22 protein-coding genes are annotated in these 19,571 nt (G+C 69.0%); 7 read left to right on the top strand and 15 right to left on the bottom strand.

The annotated features are described in order from the left end of the window. Positions 1–7: 7 nt before the first annotated feature. Positions 8–415 (bottom strand): YciI family protein, encoded by a 408-nt coding sequence (locus ACIGXW_RS12760; RefSeq protein ID WP_399572622.1) that lies wholly within the window; start codon positions 413–415, stop codon positions 8–10. A 620-nt stretch (positions 416–1,035) separates the two neighbouring features. Beyond that, positions 1,036–1,470, bottom strand: coding sequence for a tautomerase family protein (locus tag ACIGXW_RS12765; RefSeq protein ID WP_071967784.1), 435 nt, complete (start codon positions 1,468–1,470; stop codon positions 1,036–1,038). 85 nt (positions 1,471–1,555) lie between these two features. Between ACIGXW_RS12765 and ACIGXW_RS12770 the strand changes: the two genes are divergently transcribed. Continuing rightward, entirely contained in the window at positions 1,556–2,065 is a 510-nt protein-coding gene (locus ACIGXW_RS12770) for a helix-turn-helix domain-containing protein (protein ID WP_071967783.1), read from the top strand. Positions 2,066–2,155: 90 nt separating this feature from the next. After that, positions 2,156–2,887, top strand: a complete 732-nt coding sequence (locus ACIGXW_RS12775) for a hypothetical protein (protein WP_399572624.1) — start codon at positions 2,156–2,158, stop codon at positions 2,885–2,887. A gap of 158 nt (positions 2,888–3,045) precedes the next feature. Here ACIGXW_RS12775 and ACIGXW_RS12780 read toward each other — a convergent pair whose 3' ends face one another. Next, positions 3,046–4,020 (bottom strand): ArsR/SmtB family transcription factor, encoded by a 975-nt coding sequence (locus tag ACIGXW_RS12780; RefSeq protein WP_399572626.1) that lies wholly within the window; start codon positions 4,018–4,020, stop codon positions 3,046–3,048. A 292-nt stretch (positions 4,021–4,312) separates the two neighbouring features. Here ACIGXW_RS12780 and ACIGXW_RS12785 point away from each other — a divergent pair, with 292 nt between their 5' ends. Further along, complete coding sequence (locus ACIGXW_RS12785) at positions 4,313–4,786, top strand: cupin domain-containing protein (protein ID WP_399572628.1); 474 nt, start codon at positions 4,313–4,315, stop codon at positions 4,784–4,786. A 38-nt stretch (positions 4,787–4,824) separates the two neighbouring features. Here ACIGXW_RS12785 and ACIGXW_RS12790 read toward each other — a convergent pair whose 3' ends face one another. The 6 genes from ACIGXW_RS12790 to ACIGXW_RS12815 form a co-directional block, all read right to left on the bottom strand. After that, complete coding sequence (locus ACIGXW_RS12790) at positions 4,825–5,805, bottom strand: AraC family transcriptional regulator (protein WP_399572630.1); 981 nt, start codon at positions 5,803–5,805, stop codon at positions 4,825–4,827. A 119-nt stretch (positions 5,806–5,924) separates the two neighbouring features. After that, positions 5,925–6,866, bottom strand: coding sequence for a VOC family protein (locus ACIGXW_RS12795; protein WP_399572632.1), 942 nt, complete (start codon positions 6,864–6,866; stop codon positions 5,925–5,927). A gap of 41 nt (positions 6,867–6,907) precedes the next feature. Continuing rightward, entirely contained in the window at positions 6,908–7,423 is a 516-nt protein-coding gene (locus ACIGXW_RS12800; RefSeq protein WP_399572634.1) for an alpha/beta hydrolase family protein, read from the bottom strand. 435 nt (positions 7,424–7,858) lie between these two features. Next, the gene (locus tag ACIGXW_RS12805) at positions 7,859–8,986 is read right to left on the bottom strand and encodes an FAD-dependent monooxygenase (protein WP_399572636.1); all 1,128 of its coding nucleotides are present in this window, start codon (positions 8,984–8,986) and stop codon (positions 7,859–7,861) included. A gap of 636 nt (positions 8,987–9,622) precedes the next feature. Continuing rightward, a complete protein-coding gene (locus tag ACIGXW_RS12810; protein ID WP_399572638.1) occupies positions 9,623–10,507 on the bottom strand; it encodes a trypsin-like serine peptidase in 885 nt (294 codons plus the stop codon). 408 nt (positions 10,508–10,915) lie between these two features. Beyond that, the gene (locus tag ACIGXW_RS12815; RefSeq protein WP_399572640.1) at positions 10,916–11,683 is read right to left on the bottom strand and encodes a dienelactone hydrolase family protein; all 768 of its coding nucleotides are present in this window, start codon (positions 11,681–11,683) and stop codon (positions 10,916–10,918) included. Between the two features lie 636 nt (positions 11,684–12,319). On the opposite strand from ACIGXW_RS12815, the gene ACIGXW_RS12820 reads away from it, so the two are divergent. From ACIGXW_RS12820 to ACIGXW_RS12830, 3 genes are read left to right on the top strand one after another with little or no spacing between them, the layout of a single operon-like run. Next, on the top strand, positions 12,320–12,682 hold the full coding sequence (locus ACIGXW_RS12820) for a MarR family winged helix-turn-helix transcriptional regulator (protein ID WP_014173936.1): 363 nt from the start codon (positions 12,320–12,322) through the stop codon (positions 12,680–12,682). Then, entirely contained in the window at positions 12,679–14,112 is a 1,434-nt protein-coding gene (locus ACIGXW_RS12825; protein WP_399572642.1) for an MFS transporter, read from the top strand. Before ACIGXW_RS12820 ends, ACIGXW_RS12825 begins: the two co-directional genes overlap by 4 nt. A gap of 33 nt (positions 14,113–14,145) precedes the next feature. Continuing rightward, complete coding sequence (locus ACIGXW_RS12830) at positions 14,146–14,439, top strand: DUF1330 domain-containing protein (RefSeq protein WP_399572644.1); 294 nt, start codon at positions 14,146–14,148, stop codon at positions 14,437–14,439. Between the two features lie 94 nt (positions 14,440–14,533). Here ACIGXW_RS12830 and ACIGXW_RS12835 read toward each other — a convergent pair whose 3' ends face one another. From ACIGXW_RS12835 to ACIGXW_RS12860, 6 genes are all read right to left on the bottom strand, one after another. Further along, positions 14,534–14,782 (bottom strand): Tn3 family transposase, encoded by a 249-nt coding sequence (locus ACIGXW_RS12835; RefSeq protein ID WP_399572645.1) that lies wholly within the window; start codon positions 14,780–14,782, stop codon positions 14,534–14,536. Next, positions 14,677–15,339, bottom strand: a complete 663-nt coding sequence (locus ACIGXW_RS12840) for a Tn3 family transposase (RefSeq protein WP_399572647.1) — start codon at positions 15,337–15,339, stop codon at positions 14,677–14,679. Before ACIGXW_RS12840 ends, ACIGXW_RS12835 begins: the two co-directional genes overlap by 106 nt. Further along, on the bottom strand, positions 15,336–15,977 hold the full coding sequence (locus ACIGXW_RS12845; RefSeq protein WP_399572649.1) for a hypothetical protein: 642 nt from the start codon (positions 15,975–15,977) through the stop codon (positions 15,336–15,338). The genes ACIGXW_RS12840 and ACIGXW_RS12845 overlap by 4 nt, the downstream gene beginning before the upstream one ends. Next, entirely contained in the window at positions 15,923–16,402 is a 480-nt protein-coding gene (locus ACIGXW_RS12850; RefSeq protein ID WP_399572651.1) for a cupin, read from the bottom strand. The genes ACIGXW_RS12845 and ACIGXW_RS12850 overlap by 55 nt, the downstream gene beginning before the upstream one ends. A 198-nt stretch (positions 16,403–16,600) precedes the next feature. Further along, the gene (locus tag ACIGXW_RS12855) at positions 16,601–17,692 is read right to left on the bottom strand and encodes a serine hydrolase domain-containing protein (protein ID WP_399573501.1); all 1,092 of its coding nucleotides are present in this window, start codon (positions 17,690–17,692) and stop codon (positions 16,601–16,603) included. Positions 17,693–17,916: 224 nt separating this feature from the next. Next, positions 17,917–18,813, bottom strand: a complete 897-nt coding sequence (locus tag ACIGXW_RS12860; protein WP_399572653.1) for an alpha/beta hydrolase — start codon at positions 18,811–18,813, stop codon at positions 17,917–17,919. Positions 18,814–19,260: 447 nt separating this feature from the next. On the opposite strand from ACIGXW_RS12860, the gene ACIGXW_RS12865 reads away from it, so the two are divergent. Further along, on the top strand, positions 19,261–19,428 hold the full coding sequence (locus ACIGXW_RS12865) for a hypothetical protein (RefSeq protein ID WP_399572654.1): 168 nt from the start codon (positions 19,261–19,263) through the stop codon (positions 19,426–19,428). Positions 19,429–19,571: the final 143 nt, after the last annotated feature.

Raw genomic sequence — 19,571 nt, forward strand, 5'->3', positions numbered from 1 at the left:
TCAGGGGTCACTCGGTGATGGTGGGCGGCGCGGTCAGGAAGGGGCGTACCTCGAGCCACTCGTGGATCGGCTTCCCGCCTGCCCCGGGGGCGGCAGACAGTTCCCCGGCCAGCTCGATGGCGCGCTCGTAGCTGTCGACGTCGATCACCATCCAGCCGGCGATGAGGTCCTTGGTCTCGGCGAACGGGCCGTCGGTGACCGGCTGGCGACCCTCGCCGTCGTACCGGACCCACATCCCCTCGGGGGCGAGGGCCTGACCGTCGACGAACTCACCGGTCCCCTCGAGCCGGGCCGCGAAGTCGTTCATGTACTGAACGTGCGCCGAGATCTCCTCCGGCGTCCACTGGGCCATCGGCACGTCGTTGACCGCAGCCGGGGCGCCGCGGTAGTGCTTGAGCAGCAAGTACTTGGCCATCGTGTTTCTCCTCGGTGCTGGTGCGACCCATTGTGGTCGCGTTCACTGCGGGGACGGAGCCAGCCACGGGTTCTCGACATCGTCGTCCGAAATTCTTTGGCTCTCGTGGATGGGCCTGGGTGAGCCGACTGGCGGTGTGTCCGGGCCACGGCATGGTGCGGCCGCGGGACGACGCGAGGCATTCCAAGATCCAGTCAGCTGATCCGATGCCCTGGGACCGGTGTACTGCCCGGAGGCGATGACCGGTCCCCGCAGCAGCGTCATCGTCGTCACGGAACGTCCGAGGCGCGGGGCGGCAGCGAGGTCACTCAGCCAGCACACCCACCAGGAAGGCTCAGCTACCCCAACCCGCGCACCCGCCTCGCCCGCATCGCCCACCTCACCCGCGAAATTCAGTCACGACTCTGTTGCATGGCCGAAACGAGTGCCATGCTGAAGCAGCGGTGATCTCCCGCCTCCCCCAGGCAGAGATCCCCCATCGGCCCCGCCCGCGCGCCCCGCATGGGCGGGGCCGCGCCGCCCCTCCCGACCTCCCCGCGGGAGGGCCGACGCGTGCCAGGGCCCGCCGCAGCCCGCCACCACAAGCACCGACAGGAGCGGGCTGTCGATCGAGGTGCAAGCTAGCTGCTGGTTACCAAGGCCTCGATGTCCTCAATACGCACGATCTCCCCGCGCGCTCCCCAGTTGCCCTCAGGAACCTCGTTGATGTGCACCCACGCGGCGCCGGCCTGCGTGAACCGTCCCGGGTCCGCGTCAGCGTCCGCGAGCACCCGCGTGACGCGCCGCACGATGTCACGGCGTTTGTCGTCGTTCATCGAACCGGCCGGAACCCCCACCCGCACCACGTACTTCGGCTTCTCCCCGGCCGGCAGCTGCCGACCACCCACGAACCAGGCATCGATCTCGTTCACCACCAGCCACGAGATGGACCTGGCCGCCTCGGTGTCCGGGGCACCCTCGGCGATCATCACCTCCAGCACCAGCTGCCCACCGATCTTCTCCCGCTGCTCCTGATCGAGCGAGCCCTTGGGGACGAACAACTCCACGAACGGCACCAGTCAGTCCTTTCATTGAACTCTCACTGTTTGCAACGCAACGTACGCCTATGAGTTCAATCAATCAACCCTCTACACTGGAGCCATGCAACGGACCAGCTTCGCGGAGATGCACTGCTCGATCGGGCAGGCCCTGGAACGCGTAGGCGAGTGGTGGACGCCGCTGATCGTGCGGGACATACACCTCGGCCTGCACCGGTTCGACGACATCGCGGAGAACCTCGGCATCTCCCGCAACCTGCTCACCCGCCGACTCGGGACGCTGATCACCGACGGCATCGTGGAGCGCCGGGCGTATCAGGAGCGGCCCCTGCGGTACGAGTACCACCTCACCGAGGCCGGCCGTGAACTCGTGCCGGTACTGATGGCGCTGATGGCCTGGGGCGACAAATGGGCGACGCCGGAGGCCGGTCCGCCGGTGCGCCTGATGCACCACGAATGTGGTGCGGAATTCACGCCACAGGTGTGCTGCTCGGCGTGCGCGAAACCGGTGACCACCGCCAATGTGACGGCACTGCCCGGCCCGGGCGCCGCCTCCGGACCGGGGACCAGGGTGCTGGCCCGGCGCAACGGCATCGAGCCCGAGGAACCGTAACCGGCGAGGTCACGGTGGGGCGTTCCTCCTCCACGGACCCGCGAAGGCCTGGGAATCGCCGCCTGACAGTCCACCGTAAGCTTCTCGATCATGTGCGAGAACCGACTGGGTGCCTTGTTGGAGGCCGGATTCACCGACCGGCTGGGACAGCGGGACAGGAAGCTGCTGGCGCGCCGCGCCTCGCTCAAGGGCGTGGACGAGAAGCCGCCGTTCTACCTTCCGACCAGTTGGTGGTACGTGGTACCGGGTGAGCACTACGAGGGCTTGTTCGCGGCGCTGGACCTCCACGACCGGGTTCCGGTCACCTTCCGCGAGGGACTCGACGTGGCCGACCTGCCGGCCCGGCCGGACGCCTACCCCGTCTTCGTCACGCCTGAAATCGACGGCTGGCGTCTGATATTCGGAAACCTCGACAGTGTCATCGGCTGGGGCTGGGACGACATGATGGGGACCGTGGAGCGGCTGAGTGCCCGGTGCGGCCAGGCGCAGATGTTCTTCGAGGACATCGCGGGCGGCGCGGATATCTGGGTGGTCGCCGAAGCGGGTCGCATCCGGCGCCGGTACGCGCGGGAGAGCAGCCCCGAGTGGGTGGGCGAGCCCCTGCCGTGGGAGACGCTGGCTGTCGACGACGAGGATTTCGACCCCGAGTTCGACGAGGCGGAGCCCAACGAGGGCACAGCCGACGCCATGACGGCGTGCGAGTACCTGTCCGTGCACCCGAGCCCGGTTGACGCCGACACTGAGATTCGCGGCCACGGCTGGCTGGCCATGAGCGCCCCGAACGTAGGCCACGAGGGACTGGAAGAGCTGGCTCGATCTTGAGGTGACACCAGGGGGAGCCGTGGCGGACGCCCTCGAAGTGCCGCAGCCGACCCCCGCGTGACGTTGCGGCCACAGCGGTGGCGCGGTCGTGGGGCCGGTCGCGTTCGGCTGCCGTCTGTGCGCGGCGCGGCGTACGAACCCACCACGAGGGCGACGGGCTATGCGAACTTACGCTCCTTGAAGGGCCGCTCCAGAAGCAGATTCGCCTTGGCCGTACGCCGGTAGTACACGCGCTTGCCGGACCGGGCCCGGCTCACCAGGCCGGACCGGTGCAGCTGCCCCAGGTGGTAGGAGACCGTCGAGGCGCTCAGACAGTGGAGTTCCGCAAGCTCGGTGGTCGTACGGGCGGCCGCGCCGAGGTCGGCCAGGAGCGCGAGCCGGGAGTGGCCGATGACATTCGCCAGCGCCGGCGGCGGAGGCGGTGGCGAAGCCGGGGCGCGGCCGGGGCGCCGTACCGGGTAGACGAGGTAGGGGCCGCGCTCTCCCCACGGGTCGACGTTGACCAGCCAGCCGGTCGCCACTGGTGAGGGAAAGAGGGTGAGCGGCCCCACCGCCGGGGTTCCGGCGACGGCGGGCACTCTTTCGAGGGTCAGCACACCGTCGCGGTAGGCGATCCCCGGATGCAGGGCGCCGAGCACCGCACTCAGCCCGTGCCGCACGATGACGGCCGCCCGGCGCTCGATGTCGTCCTCCGCCCGCGCCACGATGGACGCCCACCGGGGGCCGATGCCGAGCTTCCAGAACGCCTCCATTTCACCGGCGATCCGCTGTGCGAACTCACGCTCGCCGAGCTCCAGATACCGGCACACCGCCGAGCCGTCCTCGCCGCCCCGGCTGTCGATAAGTCTTCTCAGCTGCCGGGCGACGACATGGGCGGGCGTACTGGCGACCTGGTGCAGGGCCGCGTCGATGTCCGGAAAACCGGCCGGCTTCGGCCCCAGGGCCGGGGTCAGGAAGTCCGGCGCATAGGTGCCGACGTCGCGGCGCATGGCGTCCAGGAGATACAGCCGCCGTTCCCGCGGCTCCGGAGCGGCGGGGTGGCCCGGGTAGAGCAACACTCCCGCCTGCATCAGCGGGGATATCTCGAAGCGGGTCTTCGCCAGCGAGTCTGCGGTGAAGGAGATCTCGATCATGCTCCGTCCGAGTGCGCCGTACGTTCCGGATCTACTCTCAACATTTTCTCCGGAGGCATGGCGGAACACTTCACTCACTTGCAGTGACGTTGATCATGTCCATCTCAGGGGATTCATGGCCAAGGCCCGACACGCAGTCCGCGTTCGAGAACCTTTTCCCAGCTCCGCAACGCTGGGGCCTCACGAGTCATGGTGCACTCGCGACCTCCGGGAGACACACCCGGATGGTCGCCTTCCATCTCCCCGCTGCTGGGAACACCTGAGAAGGTCGGCCACAGAAGGGAGCGGGCCCATGGCGAAGAACGCCCATGTGCGACACAGCGGTGACGGGAAGGCATTCTGGATGCTGAACGGCCTCTACGAGGTCAAGGCATCCAGCGACGAGACCAACGGTGCGATGACCGTCATGGAGATGACCATTCCGGAAGGCAGCGGCCCACCGCCCCACACCCACCCCGGAACCGAGAGCGTCTATGTCATCGAGGGGACGCTGCGCTACCACATCGGTGACGAAACAGTCGAAGGTGGCCCCGGGTCCTTCTTCCACATCCCTGAGGGCACATTGGAACGGTTCGAGCCCACCAGCACGGTACGGCTCCTGGTCACCTACACTCCGGGCGACGTCGACAAATTCTTCGCCGAGGCAGGCGAACCGGCCCAACGACGTGAGCTGCCGCCCAGGTCGGAGGCTCCGCCGGACGTTGATCGCCTTATCGAGATCGGCAAGCGGCACGGAATCGAGATGCAGCCTATGCCCAGCGCCTGACTTGACCTATGTGCAGGCGGGCGCGGGAGGGCACCGGGCTACCTGCGGGCTACGGTGTCGGAGGGCAGTTCGGCGAAGCGGTCGCGGTACGCGCTGGCGAAGCGGCCGAGGTGCGTGACGCCCCACCGGTAGGCGATCGTGCCGACGGAGTCGCCGGTGGCGAGGATGTCCTCACGAATCCGGTCGAGCCGCAGGTTCCGGACGTAGGACATGGGCGAAAGGCCGAGCCGGCCGCGGAATGCGGAGCTGAGGGTCCGCGGGCTGCAGCCTGCGGCATCGGCGATGCCGCCGAGGCTGATGTGCTCGGCGAGGTTCGCTTCGATGAACGCGAGGGCTGCCCGCAAGGAGCGCGGGTAGCCGGGTTGCCGACCGTCGTGCAGCTCGCCGGTGTGCGAGTGCGGCTGGGCCAGGAGCAGGGCGGTGACGAGGCAGCGCAGCTGGCTGCGCTGCAGCTCCGCGTGCTGGAACAGGGGGTCTCCCGAGTCCAGTTGTTCGAGGAGGGAATGGACCAGCAGCCGCACCGCCCGGCCCTTGGGCTTGGCCAGGTCGAGGGCGAAATCGAAGCGCACGGTGGACACCGGCGGATGCCCGGTCAGCGCGGCGAATGCCTGGTCGACCAGGGCGGCGTCGATCCGCAGGCCCAGGAACCGCGCCTTCCGGCTGCGCAGGGGCCGCAGTTCCTGGGTGTCTCCGGGGTTGACGATTCCCGCCGTCGCCTCGTCGAGGGTCGCCATCAGGTCGCCGCACGATGCCGAGATGGCACCGGAGACACCGATGTTGACGAAGTAGGAGCCGCGGTTACGGCCCTCCGCCGAGGCGACGCGCACATCGAGTGGCGAGACGAAGTAGCCCACCGCGAAGCCGTGTGCGGTGACGCCGCGCAGTTCGTGATCGCCGCCGCACAGCTCGCCCAGGGGCGATGCGGCGATCGAGCCGCCGAACAGGCGGGTGGCGGCGTTGAGCAGGTCGGCGGGGTTCTGAGATCTGGTGATGAGGTGGTTGCGCAGCGGCGTCGGCACGATGGTGGGGTCACCTCCCTAGGGGCCCATCGTCGGACATGACGGCCGGCGGGTTCCGTGGCGGGCGTACACATCGAGCTGCCGGGTGCGCAGACGCTCCACGGGGTTCTCCGCTCACATCACATCGGCGGGGCCCTGAACAGCCCCGGGTCGACGTCGTTGTGGGACTTGGCGGCGATGAACTCGTTCATCTCCCCGGCCGTGCCCCACTGATCCGCGTTGGCCGGTTTACGCAGGTCGAAGATGTGAGGGTGCCAGGTGTCCTCGTCCAGGATCTCCAGCTCGGTGGTGTACTCGACGGTGTTGCCGGCCGGGTCGAGGAAGTAGCTGAAGGAGTTGTCGCCAGCCCGGTGCCGCCCCGGTCCCCACAGCCGCTCGATGCCCAGGCGCCGCATCCGGCCCGTGCCGCGCATGAACTCATCGATTCCGCGCATCTCGAAGGAGGCGTGATGGAAGGCCGCGTGCGGCCCGCGCACGATGCCGAAGCTGTGGTGAAAGGTGTTGCACCGCAGAAACCACATCATCTCGCCGCGGTCGCCCAGACGCATCGTGTCCGAGAGACGGAACCCCAGGTGCTTGATGTACCAGGCAACCGTGGCCTCGGGGGTGGGAGAGTTCATCAGCACATGGGAGAGGCGCACGGGTACAGATTCGCGGGCCTCGACCTTGCGGTGCCGACGGGCGGAGACGTCGGCGGAGACCTCGACCACGCGGCCCTCGTTGTCGAAGAAGCGGACCGCGTAGCCGCCCCCGGGAGTGTCCAGCGATTTCGGCTCGTAAACCAACTGCACGCCCTGAGCGATCAGTTGTGTGGCCAGGGTGTCGACGTCGTCCGCACCGGCGGCACCGAAGGCGATGAGGTCGGTGCGCTTGCGGACGTCCTCGCGTAACCGCACCACGTACTGCTCCGGGGAGCCTTCGGCCGCCAGGAAGGAGACACCGGTGTCACCGGCGGTCTCCGTCAGCCCCCACAGCTCGGTGTAGAACCGGTGCTGCTCGGCGAAGTTGGGCATGGCGATATCGATGTGCCGCAGGTGGGTGATCAGACTGCTGTTGCTCATGGTGCACTCCCTTAAGCCGCGCAGCCGCGCAGCCGTGCTGGTCAGCTCAGTCGTTCGGTCAGCCAGTCGAGGACAGTGGGCAGCACGGGCCCCTCGCCCATGTGGCCGCCGGGGAACATCCGGGCCGTCTTGGGGCTCCCGTGCTCGAGGGCCAGGCAGAGGTCGGCCGAAGCGTTCTGCTGGTCGTCCTTGCCGTTGACCAGGAGCAGCGGGCAGCACGGTATGGCCAGGACGCCCTGGTCGAGCAGGGACAGCTCGGAGCAGCGGTCGACGTAGTCCTCGAAGGTGCTGCCGCCGAAGATGCGGGCCCTGGCCGGCATCAGGTCCATCAGGTAGGACGAGGCGTCGCGGCTGCGCTCCTGCCATTCGGGCTGGAAGGTCAGGTGGACGCCTCCTCCCCAGTTGACGGCGGCGGCCAACTGTTCGCGGTGGGTGTGGGCGAGTTTCATCGCCCAGTAGCCGCCGAACGAGAGCCCCAGTGCCGCCACCCGGTCCGCGTCCAGGTCCTTCCGCTCGCGCAGCCACGAAGGGCGCCGCCACGTGCTGGACAGGCACACGCTCCAGCGCGGACACCCGGCCGAAGTACTCCACAGCCCGGTCGTATGCGTGGAGCTTCGCCGGGTGCAGCGGAGAGGGATAGCGGCCCAGGAACGCGAACTGGTACGCCTGCCACCAGTTCTCCAGGGCTTCCTCGCGGTCGCCGCTCTCCTCGGCCCGGCGCGCCTGGCTCGCGAAGTCTTCCGCCCCCGCCAGCCAGTGCCCGGCCCAGGACTGGGGATCGGTGCCGGGAAGCGCTTCGATGTGCCGCGCGGCGGCGTCGTGATCGATGGCGTTGAAAGGGTTCTTACGCTGCTCCAGGTGCTCGCGCAGCCACTGCTGCGCCTCGGGCAGGGTTCGGGTCGGCGTTCGGGGTCGGGAACTTGTAGCGGTCATCTGTCTCTCCTTGTCCGTCGCGCGAACGGCAGGTCGGGGCCGCCCTTCGCGCCGGATGGTTACGCGGGCTCGGCCATGAGCCGGTGGCAGGAATCGACCAGCGGATACGCCTCGTGGTGGCGCTGCACCTGCTCCAGGCCGACGACCGCCACCGAGGTCTCGACGAGCGTTCGGCACCGCTGCGTGCGCCGGCTGACGAACGCTCGGAGCCCCGCGCCGACGGACTCGTGCCGCCCGAGTTCCTGGGCCAGTACGAGCCCGTCCTCGACGGCCAGGGCAGCGCCACTGGCCATCTGTGGTGCGGGCGCATGCGCGGCGTCACCGATGATCACGCCGTTGCCGCGGTTCCAGGCGCCCTCGAGGAGCGCCGTCAGCACCGGGCGGCGCACCACCGATTCCGACTCGGATACCAGGGAGCGGATCTCCTCCACCCGGCCCGGGAAGGTCTCCAGCAGTTGCCGCAGGCGTGGGGCGAGTCCGGCATCGGGCAGGGCGCTCTGTTCCACTCCGTTCTCCGTCAGGAACACGTACGCCTGCCTGTCCGAGAGGGGTACGAGGCCGGCCGTGTGGGCCTTCCCGGCGAACTGATGGATCCCGGTGGCCCATGGCGGGCGGGGCACCAGAGCCCGCCAGACCATCTGCCCGTGAAAGTCGAGCGAGGCCTTGAGCCCCAGCAGGCCACGTGCCGACGAGCGGATCCCGTCCGCGCCCACCAGCAGCGCGACCCTGCGGACCGCCCCGTCCGACAACCGCACGCGGACCAGCTCCCCCTTCTGATCCACCGCGGCAACGGTCACTCCGTGGCGTACCGCTACGCCGCGCCGCTCGGCTTCCGCGTGCAGGATGCGGTGCAGTACGGGGCGCGCGATACCGGCCATCGCCGGCTGCCGCGCACCGATCAGGCGCGGCAACTCGACCTCGCCCGCGCGCTCGCCGTTCACGTCCACGTGCGTGATCGTGCTCATGCCGTAGCCCTCGGCCAGACATGCGTCCGAAAGCCCCAGCTCGTCCAGCGCGCGCAGCGAAGGACCGGTCAGGCACAACCCCCATCCGGAAGGCGCCTCCGGAGGGCCGATCTCGGCGATCTCAACCTGCCATCCGTCGCGTGCCAGGGCAGTGGCCGCTGTCAGACCAGCCACGCCTGCCCCCACGATCACGGCCGTCCGCGCACCGCGATAGCTGTCCATGTACGCCTCCAGAGCGCCGATTTCTTCGAAACCGTAGGGCGCGTCGGCGTTCTGCCTTATCCGAATCGGGCGGCGGCTATCCGTTGTCGGCAAGAGGTCATCCGAGAGGAAAACCGGTGTCTAACCTGCACCAGCTCGTCGTCTTTAGGGGCACCATGCCTCGACGATGTCCAGGTTCAGTGGCGGGGCGGCAGCTGCGCCGACTTCCGGTACCTCCCGAGCTCTGGAGGCGCACTCAGTTGTCCGCGCTTGGGGACCCGTGGGTCCTTCATGGCGTCAGACAGGTGATGGTGGCGGGCATGACCCAGGCTGGCTCCGGCATCAGCCTCGCTCACGCTCCTACCTTCGCTGGTGCCCAAGCCGCTGGCGAATGCCCTGCCGATGAGGGGTCCAGATGAGCGAACCGCGTACGGGCACTCGCAGGCCTGCCCAACGATGTGACACAGATGGTTGCGGCTGACTTCCGGCCCGCGGTGGTGGCTCAGCAGCGTGTGGAGACTGCCGAGCCGTTCCCGGCCGTCCTGCTGAGAGCGTCGAACCAGACGACCAGCGGGCCAACCGCCTCCGGCGAGGCAGTACGAAGTGTGGTGTGGTCGGACCGCAGGCGGCCGCCCGTCAGTGGTGCTCACCTGCCGCCTATGACTCGGCCAGAGCCTGCTGGTAGAGATACTGAGCGTAGATGCCGAAATATGGCGAGAGTACGGCGGCTTCGGTCTCGTGGCCGGGGACCGGGCCGCTGATGACGCCGTTGACGGTGCCCTTCTGGGTGATGGCGTCGTAATCGGCGAGCCAGGGGCCGCCACTGGATGAGGGTTCGAATCTGCAGTCGATTCGTATCCTGCTGTCGAAGGGGAAGAGATACGCCTGGGTCTGCCCGAAACACTCGGCGGGCGTGTCGTTGAGCAGATAGGCCCAGACCGTCCGGGACGCCACGACGGGCTCCCCGAAGGCGATGGTGTTCTCGCCGGCTACGTCGCCGGCCTGCTGCCCGAGCGCGTTCGGCTTCAGGACAAGGAACCCGAAGTCGAACTCACCGTCGCCCTTCTCTTTCGCCACGTAGCCCTGGTTGACCAGGGGCTGTCTGCCTTCGAACACCCCGAACGGAGGCGCCTGCCCCTTCCGGTACCCCGGGATGAAGCTGAATCCTGTGTAGTACTTCCCCCCGAGTCCCGGGTGCAGGCAGTGGGCTGCCGTCACCACCAGGTTGTGCCCCGGGCTCGGCACCAGGGCAGCGGTGCACGCCTGGAGCTGCGGCGTGTGCATGTACAACCGGCCCATGCGCAGATTGGGGCCGGGGTTGGCGGCGCCCTTCAGGGCAGCGACCGCTGCGGCGATGGTCGGGTCCTGTCCGGTCACCTTCGCCGGACCGGCTGCGGGCAGGGTACGGGCTGCTGGAGCTCCGGCCCCGACCGCCAAGGCGGCACTCGGTACGTTTCCTCCGTCGGCCACGGCTGCGGGAGTCGCCTGTAGCGCCCCGAAGAGCAGGGTCGCTGCGGCGAACGCTCTGACGAGTCGTCTCATGGCCGGAGTCTGGCTCCTCGCGCACGGGATGAGAACGCCGATAGGCCCATTGGCAGGTTTTCGCCATCCCCCCTCGAATCCACTGTGGGTGACGAGGACCTCTGAATTGGCTCTGTCCGGAGTTCCGTGAACGATCTCGAGCTTGATGTGATGCCAGGGTGATGCTGAGCGTCGGCACCCGCCGCGGTTCGGTGGCGGACAGGCCGGGTGGAGGGATGGCGGCAGCAGCGCTTCGTCGTGCCGTGAAGGGGCCGGCGCGATTGGACTGGGAGCTGATGCCCCTGCAAGGCGTCGGGCCGCTGGGTTCGCAGTAAATCCGGTATTTACTGCGGTAGTTGTGATACGTCTCCGCGATCGAGTAACCGCCCGAATGCGTTTCTGCTGTGCGGACTTGAGGGGAGTGGACTGTCAGTGCCCGGGGCCAGCATGCTTGCCTGGGTCATGCCCCAGATCCTCCGTGATGGGCAGGCACTCGGCGAGCAGGTCGACGACGTCGCGCCAGGCTCGTCGCGCGTGCCGTGGGTGGTAGCCGACGCCGGGGACCGTGGGGTGGCCGACCGGCGGGTGGTGGAAGGCGTGCAAGGCGCCGCCGTAGACCGTGAGGCGCCAGTCGACGCCCGCGGCCTGCATCTCAGCGGTGAACGCGTTCCGTTGCGCGGGCGGCATGATCGGGTCTTCCGACCCGACCCCGGCCCACACCGGGCAGCGAATGCGCGCCGCCTCGCCCGGTCGGCCCGTGGTAGTTGCGTTGACTGTCCCGATCGCGCGCAGGCTGACGCCGCCGCGCCCGAGTTCCAGCGCGATGGCGCCCCCGGTGCCGTAGCCGACGGCGGCTATCCGGTCGGGGTCGGTCCGCGGTTCGGTGCGCAACACGTCGAGCGCCGCATGGCCGATGCCCCGCATCCGGTCGGGATCAGCGAGCAGCGGCAGGCAACGGGCCAGCATCTCCTCGGGGTCGCCCAAATAGCGCCCGCCATGAAGGTCGAAGGCCAGCGCTATATATCCCAGCTCGGCGAGAGCATCGGCCCGGCGGCGCTCGACGTCGCTGAGCCCCATGCCCTCTGGTCCGAGCAGCACCGCGGGCCGGCGGTCCACACCGGCCGGGAGCGCGAGGTGCCCGATCATCGTCAAACCGTCGGCCGGATACTCGACCGTACGCGTCGTAATCGTCGTCATGAGACTGGACTGTAGTGATCATCGAGCCCGGTCCGGCCGCTGTTCTGCCGCTGGCAGAACAGCGCGGGTATCCCTCTGAAATACGGCGAGGGCCCACAAGAACCGTCACAAACCCCGCCCCCACGGCAGCGCTATCGGATCACCTGCCCGGGCCACGGTGTTGAAGGCTGGCCCTCGCAGCAGGATTCTGGGGCATACCGGCCCGCTCCCGTGAAGGGCGTCACCAGCTAGTGCCCTCACGGCTCAGGCAGCCTGGCCGAGACCGGCGGCGGTCAGGTCCTGCTCGCGCAGCGGGAAGCCGACGTCGAGTTTCGGGTCGTACACCTCGGGCTGGATGCCGAGTTCGTGGGTGCTGTACTCGCCGAACCGGTTGATGCGGTCGGTCAGGTACGGCGAGATGTGCGCCAGGTCTTCCGGGTCGGACTCTGTCGGGAACCTTGAGGACGCGGATCCGGCGGGCCGGCCTGCTCAAGGGGCGCGCCGCCCGCGCCAGTCGAGCATTTCCATAGACTATGAATATAAAAATGCTATGCTTCGAGCATGAGTTGTCACGACACCGCTCCTGGCGCGTCCGCCGCCATCGGGGCAGCCCTCTACGGCCTGGCCACCAGGGCCGTGAGACGCCTGCCCCGGGACATGAGCCTGACGTCCGCCGCCACCCTGGCCACCCTGGACCGGACCGGCCCGCGGCGCATCACCGATCTGGCCGCGGTCGAGGGCGTCACCCAGCCCGCGATGACCGCCCTGGTCCGGGTGATGGAGGAGTCCGGCCTGGTCGAGCGGCGGGGCGACGCGTCCGACAAGCGGGTCACGCTGGTGTGCCTGACCGAGGCCGGCGCCTCCTATGTCCGGACGCGGCGCCAGGCGGGCGTCCACGCTTTCGAGCGGTTGATCGGCGAGCTCACCGGCGACGAGGTCGAGGCGCTGGTGGCGGCCCTTCCGGCGCTGAAGCATCTGGCAGAGCTCGAAAGCCAGGACCGCGAAGGGCCGAAGCAGTGACCGGGCAGCCGGTCGGCGGGGTCGCGGTGAAGGCGTTCCCGGTGACGCGTCCCGAGGCGCGGCTGCTGGTCCCCGCCCTGATGTTCATCGCTCTGGTCGTGGCGGCGGTCGCCAGCCTCGGGACGCCGCTCATCACCAGCGTGGCGACCTCGTTCCACGTCTCGCTCGGCAGCGCGCAGTGGACGCTGACCGTCGCGCTGCTCAGCGGCGCCGTCGCCACGCCGGTCCTGGGCCGGCTCGGAGCCGGCCGGCACCGGCGGGCCACGATCCTCGCCACGCTGGCGGTCGTCGTCGCCGGCAGCGCGCTCACCGTGCTGCCACTGCCGTTCGCGTGGCTGCTGGCCGGCAGGGCGGCCCAGGGCGTCGGGCTCGGGCTGACGGCGCTGATGATGGGCGTGGCCCGGGACCACCTCCCCGAGGAGCGCAGCGCGGGCGTGATCGCCCTGATCTCGGTGGTCTCGATCATCGGGGCCGGCGTCGGCTACCCGCTGGCCGCACTGCTCGCCGAGCTCGGCGGGGTACGGGCCGCCTACGGCCTCGGCCTGGTCCTCACCGCCGCCGCCCTCCTGACCGCGTGGCGCTCCATGCCCGAAGCCCCCGAAGGCCGCTCCGCCCACGTGGACGTGGCAGGCGCGGTCGTCCTGGCCGCTGCGCTGCTCCTGGTGCTGTTCCTCGCCGGCGAACGGAATCTGTGGAGCCGGCACCTCGCCGTGGCGGCGGGCCTCGCCGTCGTCGCGGTGGTGCTGCTCTGCGTCTGGGCCGTCATCGAGCTGCGCAGCACGACGCCCCTGGTCGATGTGCGGGCGGTGCGGCACCCGGCGGTCGCCGGGGCGAACCTCGCCATGTTCGTCGGCGGGATCGGCATGTACCTCCTGCTCACGCTCATCACCCGGTACGCGCAGACGCCGCACGGCGCCGGCTACGGCTTCGGGCTGACGACCTTCGTCGCCGGGCTGGTCCTCATCCCGTTCTCGGTGCTGGGGTTCGTCGCCGGCAAACTCACGCCGCGGGTCCGGACGCGGATCGCCGACCCCCTGCTCCTGGCCGGCAGCGCCGTCGTGGTCGGCGGCGGGTTCGCCCTCTTCGCGGCGGCCCGGTCGGACCTGGCCGAACTGTTCGCGGCGATGGGCGTGCTCGGCTTCGGCGTCGGCGGCTTCTCGGCCGCGATGCCCGGCGTCATCCTGGCCGTCACCCCCAAGAGCGAGACGTCGAGCGCCATGAGCTTCAACTACGTCGTCCGCAGCGTCGGGTACTCCCTGGGCAGCGCCATCGGCGGCCTGATCCTCGCCGCGGGCACCGGCCCCGGCCACCTCTTCCCCGACGACAGCGCCTACACCACCGCGGCGCTGGTCGGCATCGGCGCCATGGCGATCACGACGCTGACAAGCCTCGCTCTCGCCCGCCGACGCTCGTCCGAGACCAACCCGTAAGTCAGATGCACTCATCCCAACACTGGAGGTTCCATGCCCAAGGGCTACTGGGTCAGCGTCTACCGCACCATTTCCGACCCTGAGAAGCTGGCTGCTTACAACAAGCTGGCCCGTCTGGCCGTCGAGCCCGGGGGCGGCCGCACCTTCGTCTGTGGCGGTCGGGTCGTGGCGTATGACGCCGGAATCGCCGAGCGCACCGTCCTGGTCGAGTTCGACAGCTTCGAGCAGGCCGTCGCGGCGCGCGAGAGTGCGGCCTACCAGGAGGCACTGGTCGCCCTCTCCGACGGCGTCGAGCGCGACTTCCGCATCGTCGAAGGCCTCGACTGACCGAGGTCCAGTCGGATCTTCACTGAAGCAGCAGGATTCTGGCGTATACCGGCCCGCTCCCGTGAAGGGCGTCACCAGCTAATTCCCTCACGGCTCAGGCAGCCTGGCCGAGACCGGCGGCGGTCAGGTCCTGCTCGCGCAGCGGGGTGAAGCCGACGTCGAGTCTCGGGTCGTACGCCTCGGGCTGGATGCCGAGTTCGTGGGCGCTGTGCTCGCCGAACCGGTTGATGCGGTCGGTCAGGTACGGCGAGATGTGCGCCAGGTCTTCCGGGTCGATCTCCCATCCCTCTTCCAGCAGCTGGCGGACGATCTCGATGATGTAGACGGCCTCCCACCCCCGCACGGGATGAAGTGCGTGAACAGCGCGATGTAGGTGTCCGAGACGTGGTGGTAGGCGACCCCGCCCGGCTTGCCGTACCACACGCTCGTCTCGGAGAGCAGGTTGTCGAGATACGTGTCCATGTGGATGCCGTCCGCCGCCACCGCGGTTCCGTCGCCCCACGCCTGCGAGATGTCCAGGCGGGCGTGCGCGTTCACCAGGTCGGCGACCGCCTCGTTCAGCAGCACGATCGAGAAGTGCTTGTTGGCGATGTACGACAGCTCGTGCCCGCTCACGCCGGGGATGTGCCGGACGGCCTCGTACAGACCCATGTTGGTGCCCTTGACGAACGTGACGATCACGTAGCGGCCCAAGGGGTCGGTGAGCTTGGGCTCGTTGCCGGACGGCGGGCCGAAACGGCGCCACCACTCCACCCAGTACGCGGTCCGGGCCACGATCCCCATCAGGGAACACTCCGGCATCCTCGCCTTGATCTCCTGCTCCAGCCGCTTCGCCGAGGGCCGCCGACCGTCAGCCCGGAACGCCTTCAGCGACGGGATGCCCGTCTCCGGATCGATCACCAAGCCATCGTTCTCCGGGTACCCGGCGTCCGCCGCCGAGGCGGCACCGCGCGGGTGACCGCGCCGAACCCGCCGGCCTGCACCACCTGGGCCTTCACCAGGGCGAGGACCACCGGGGAGACCCTGCCCTCCAGCCGCGCCGCGACCTCGTCAACCGACGCCTCCTCGTCCAGACCCTCCAGGGTCTGGCGGACCTCGGCGGTCACGGCCGCGGCCTTCGCGAGCGCCTCCTGGGCCGGGCCGCCCTCGTCGATGTTCTTGAGCACCGTGCGGTAGGTCCCGATCAGGGCCTCGACGATCTCCCGCTCCGCGAGCCGGATCTCCTCCAGCTCCTCCTTGGCCTTCTTGATCTTCATCGCTACGCGCTTGCAGAACATCGTCGCCAGGTCGTCCCGCACCCGCATCCTCGCCTTGTGCGTCAAGGCCGCGACCAGCGCGATGCGCTTGACGGGGACGAAGTCCCGCAGCTCCGAGGCGTCCGACGCGTCCGCCTCCCCAGCGAAGTCGGTGACCTTCCCCGCGGCGACTCCGTCCATCCACACGTCGGTGTCGCCGAGCTCGTCCAGCCATTCCAGAGGCTTGGTCAGGTTCTTGATCGTCCCGTTGCCCCTTTGGTGCGTATCTCGGTCACACCCCACCCAGCGGTTAGTCTGCGGTTGACGTCTGACTCAGCAGACGCTTCGGTCCGCTCCTCCAGGCGGCTGCCACGTGGCAGGGTGATGGACACGATGTCGCCAGGCGTGTCCAGTTCGATGCGGTGCCACCGTCCGCGCGGCACGATGACCGCATTTCCGGCCGCCAGCTTGATCTCCTCCTCTTCTTCTTCCGGCTGTTCCGGGCGGAGGTAGAGGCGTATTCCGCCGGTGAGGCAGGAGACGAGTTCATCCGCGTCAGGGTGGACTTCCCAGTGGTCGGCGTGGACGTCGGCGTCGGTCTCCACGTGGAAGGCCATCAGCTGCCAGCCGTCCCACTCGGGGTCGAACACTTGCTGCTCTGCGTGCACCTGGCCGCCTTGGTGAAGGCGGATAAAGGACGCGAAGAGATCGATCGGGGTGACAGTCATGCCGAGATTTCCTTCCTGCGGTGGTCTTTCACCTGACGGGTTGTGGCATGGGTGGCCGGCCTGGTCGACCCGCTGCTGCCTCACTCGGTCGGCGCGCGGCGCAGGGCGTGGCGGCCTTGCCGCCGTTCATCCAGCGCCCCTGGTCAGCGAGCGTGCGGCAACCAGGCTGAAATCCGGCTGCGGGACGAATGCCGGGGCCTATGAGGCATTCTTGGCCTGGGTGTTTGCGTCACCGCACATCGCTTGCCGGTACAGCGTCTTCAGCGCGTCGTCAATGGGGTGGCGCTGCGGCTTCCCCGAGGAGTCCGGCTTGTTCCACCTCTGAAGGTTGACCGCGACGGACATCCGGCGCTTGCCGTCGGCCCGGGTCAGGGAGATGGTTCCGGCCCCCCACACCGTGCCGTCGTGGCCCCAGAAGGTGCCGCAACCCTGGATGTCGACCTTGTGGAGACCGAGGCCGTATTCGATCATCGATCCGTCCAGGGCGACGACCGGGACCGTGCGCTGCATCTGCGCCAGCGACGACTGGTTGACGATCTCGCCGTCGAGCAGCTTGCCGTAGAAACGGTTGAGATCCTCCATGGTCGATACGAGAGCGGCCCCCGTCCCCGTCCAGGACATGTTGTAGACGCTGTAGTCGCGCGGTGGGTCGTTCAGGCCCCACAGAGCCTCGTACATCCGCGAGTGCGGTCCCTCGATACGCGGCCCGGCCGGGAACTCGGTGTGCCGGAGCCCAGCGCGCTTGATGACGTTCCGGGTGATGTACTCCTCGGCCGGTGTACCGGTCACCTGCTCGAGGAGTTGGCCGAGGAGGAGGTAATTGGTGTTGGAGTACACCCCCGGAGTGGCTCCGGGCTCGCCTGCGGGAGGCGCATTGACCCCCATCTCGATCAGCTCGGCCGGGCGGAACTGCCTGAACCGGTTGTCGTCCAGGCTCTTGGGCGACATGTCCTGCAGAGAAGGGAACGCATAGCGGATGTAGTCGGGGAGGCCGCTGGTGTTGTTGAGCAGCATGCGCACCGTGATCTTTTTGCCGCGCTCCCCCGGCACCAGCTGCGGCAGGTAGCCGCCGATCGGTGCATCGAGCTGTATGCGGCCCTGCTCGACCTGCTGCATGACTGCGGCGGCGGTGAAGGTCTTGGTGACGCTGCCGATGCGCTGGCGCATGTCGGGCGTGACGGGACGGCCGGTCGTGACATCGGCGACCCCGGAGGCGCCGCGCCATGTCCGGCCGGCATCGCGTACCTCGGCGTACACCCCCGGCACGCCGGCGCGGTGGACACCGTCCATTGCGGCCTTGAGCTTTACGGGATCGAGGCCGGTCGCCGGGCTCGTGCCGGCGGCCGGCGCGGCCCTGGTCGCGTCGGGCGCGGCAGCTGCCGCCACCGTGCCCGCACAGACGCTCAGCGCGGCCGCGCTTCCACATATCGCCAGTCGGATCTTCAAGACATCCGTCCTTTCATGGTCAATGAGTGCAACGGGGACTCTCCCCGCGCCTTTTCGGCATCCACGGCTCAGTTGGCCAGAGCACGGCGCAGGGCTGCGCCGAGTTCGGCGTTCTGCCGCTGTGAGACCTCGGCGGACAGGAGCGCCTGCGAGCCGTGGAAGGTGCCGGGCCACTGGTGCAGCTCGACCGACACGCCCGCCTGCATCAGGCGCAGCGCGTATGCGATGCCCTCGTCACGGTTCGGGCAGAACTCGGCGGTAGCGATGTAGGCCGGTGGCAGGCCGGAGAGATCTGCGGCCCGAGCCGGGGCGGCGTACGGTGTGGCGGGCTGCGAGCCCAGGTAGTGCCGCCACGCTGCGGCGAGCTTGTCGCGGTTGAACCAGGGCGTGTCGGTGAAGTTCCGTGCCGACCACGTCTCCTGCCGGTCGTCCAGTCCCGGCTGGTTGAGCAGTTGGAAGTGGATCGCCGGTCCCTGCTCGTCGCGCGCCCGCAGAGCCGCCGCGGCCGCGATGTTCGCGCCGGCGCTGTGTCCTCCGACCGCGATCCGCGCCGGGTCGATGCCGAGTTCGTCCGCGTGCTCGGCCGTCCAGGTCAGTACGGCATAGGCGTCGTCGAGGGCGGCCGGGAACCGGTGTTCGGGCGCCAGGCGGTAGCCCACCGAGATCACCGCCGCCCCGGAGAGACCCGCGATCCGGGCGGCCCAGGGATGCTCGGTGTCCAGGTCACCGAAGACTCCGCCGCCGCCGTGCAGCCAGACGATGGCGCCTTGCGCCTGGTGAGGGCGGTAGACCCGCACCGCCACGTCCGGGTCGGCGGACACCGTGCGGTCCTCGACCTCCATGTTCGAGGTGTCCGGCGGCGGCGCCGCGGCGGCACGCTCGGAGAAATTCTTGCGCGAGGTGACCGGGTCGTTCATGTCGAGTTGCGGAAGAAACGGGATGAATACTTCGAGCTCGGGATCCATGACGACCATCCTCACGGCCGTCACCCGGTGGATCGCCCGCCATCCGTCGCGCATCCCACCGCGATCACGCACCGATCGGCGCATCCCCGTCCGTTGTTCGCCGCGGATCGAGGAACCCGAGCTGCGGGTCGCCGGGGCGAGGCTGGTGGGCTAGGCCTACCGCGACCGGCCGCCGGTCGAGCTTCCTGCCGGTGATCTCCGATCCGGAGCAGGGATGGGTGGTGCTGCTGGGCGATCCCGGAATCGGCCGCGCACCTGCGCAGACGCCTGAACGACGCCGCAGCGTCCTCCAGGCCCGTACGCGAACGGAACGAAAAGCAGCAACGCCGTCGTGTGCGGTCTGGGGCACGGAAATCGACGAGCCGGGGGGGCGGGCCGCCACTCACGTACTACGCGGCTTGCAGGCGTTAGCGAAACGTGAGCCGAACGTGAGCGGAGACAGCCAGCATGGCTCGGGTCGCCGCAGGCCGGCTGGTACTGCGGCGCCACGTGATCGAACCCGCAATTCTGGAATGCTGGAATGGAGTAATCATGAAGATGGTCAAGGCGTTTATGAAACGGTTCAAGAAGGACGAGGACCTCGCCAACCACGCGTGGGTGCTGCACGTCATCTGACGCATCGGCGTGGGGGGGGGGGGGGGGGGGGGCCCGGGCCCCCCCCCCCCCCCCCCCGGGGTCAGTCGTCCTCGGCGGCTCGCGGGCCCCACCCGGTGGGGTTTACCCGCCCGGCCGGGCCCGGGGGGGGGTTGGGGGGCCCC

It is taken from the genome of Streptomyces sp. NPDC053079 (genome assembly GCF_044546695.1).
Taxonomy (GTDB): Bacteria; Actinomycetota; Actinomycetes; order Streptomycetales; family Streptomycetaceae; genus Streptomyces.

What these genes read in the sequence shown, in the direction of transcription:
- ACIGXW_RS12760 (WP_399572622.1), bottom strand. Translation starts at nt 415, where the DNA reads ATGGCCAAGTACTTGCTGCTCAAGCACTACCGCGGCGCCCCGGCTGCG.
- ACIGXW_RS12770 (WP_071967783.1), top strand. Translation starts at nt 1,556, where the DNA reads ATGCAACGGACCAGCTTCGCGGAGATGCACTGCTCGATCGGGCAGGCC.
- ACIGXW_RS12775 (WP_399572624.1), top strand. Translation starts at nt 2,156, where the DNA reads ATGTGCGAGAACCGACTGGGTGCCTTGTTGGAGGCCGGATTCACCGAC.
- ACIGXW_RS12780 (WP_399572626.1), bottom strand. Translation starts at nt 4,020, where the DNA reads ATGATCGAGATCTCCTTCACCGCAGACTCGCTGGCGAAGACCCGCTTC.
- ACIGXW_RS12785 (WP_399572628.1), top strand. Translation starts at nt 4,313, where the DNA reads ATGGCGAAGAACGCCCATGTGCGACACAGCGGTGACGGGAAGGCATTC.
- ACIGXW_RS12795 (WP_399572632.1), bottom strand. Translation starts at nt 6,866, where the DNA reads ATGAGCAACAGCAGTCTGATCACCCACCTGCGGCACATCGATATCGCC.
- ACIGXW_RS12805 (WP_399572636.1), bottom strand. Translation starts at nt 8,986, where the DNA reads ATGGACAGCTATCGCGGTGCGCGGACGGCCGTGATCGTGGGGGCAGGC.
- ACIGXW_RS12810 (WP_399572638.1), bottom strand. Translation starts at nt 10,507, where the DNA reads ATGAGACGACTCGTCAGAGCGTTCGCCGCAGCGACCCTGCTCTTCGGG.
- ACIGXW_RS12815 (WP_399572640.1), bottom strand. Translation starts at nt 11,683, where the DNA reads ATGACGACGATTACGACGCGTACGGTCGAGTATCCGGCCGACGGTTTG.
- ACIGXW_RS12820 (WP_014173936.1), top strand. Translation starts at nt 12,320, where the DNA reads ATGAGCCTGACGTCCGCCGCCACCCTGGCCACCCTGGACCGGACCGGC.
- ACIGXW_RS12830 (WP_399572644.1), top strand. Translation starts at nt 14,146, where the DNA reads ATGCCCAAGGGCTACTGGGTCAGCGTCTACCGCACCATTTCCGACCCT.
- ACIGXW_RS12850 (WP_399572651.1), bottom strand. Translation starts at nt 16,402, where the DNA reads ATGACTGTCACCCCGATCGATCTCTTCGCGTCCTTTATCCGCCTTCAC.
- ACIGXW_RS12855 (WP_399573501.1), bottom strand. Translation starts at nt 17,692, where the DNA reads ATGGACGGTGTCCACCGCGCCGGCGTGCCGGGGGTGTACGCCGAGGTA.
- ACIGXW_RS12860 (WP_399572653.1), bottom strand. Translation starts at nt 18,813, where the DNA reads ATGGATCCCGAGCTCGAAGTATTCATCCCGTTTCTTCCGCAACTCGAC.
- ACIGXW_RS12865 (WP_399572654.1), top strand. Translation starts at nt 19,261, where the DNA reads ATGGCTCGGGTCGCCGCAGGCCGGCTGGTACTGCGGCGCCACGTGATC.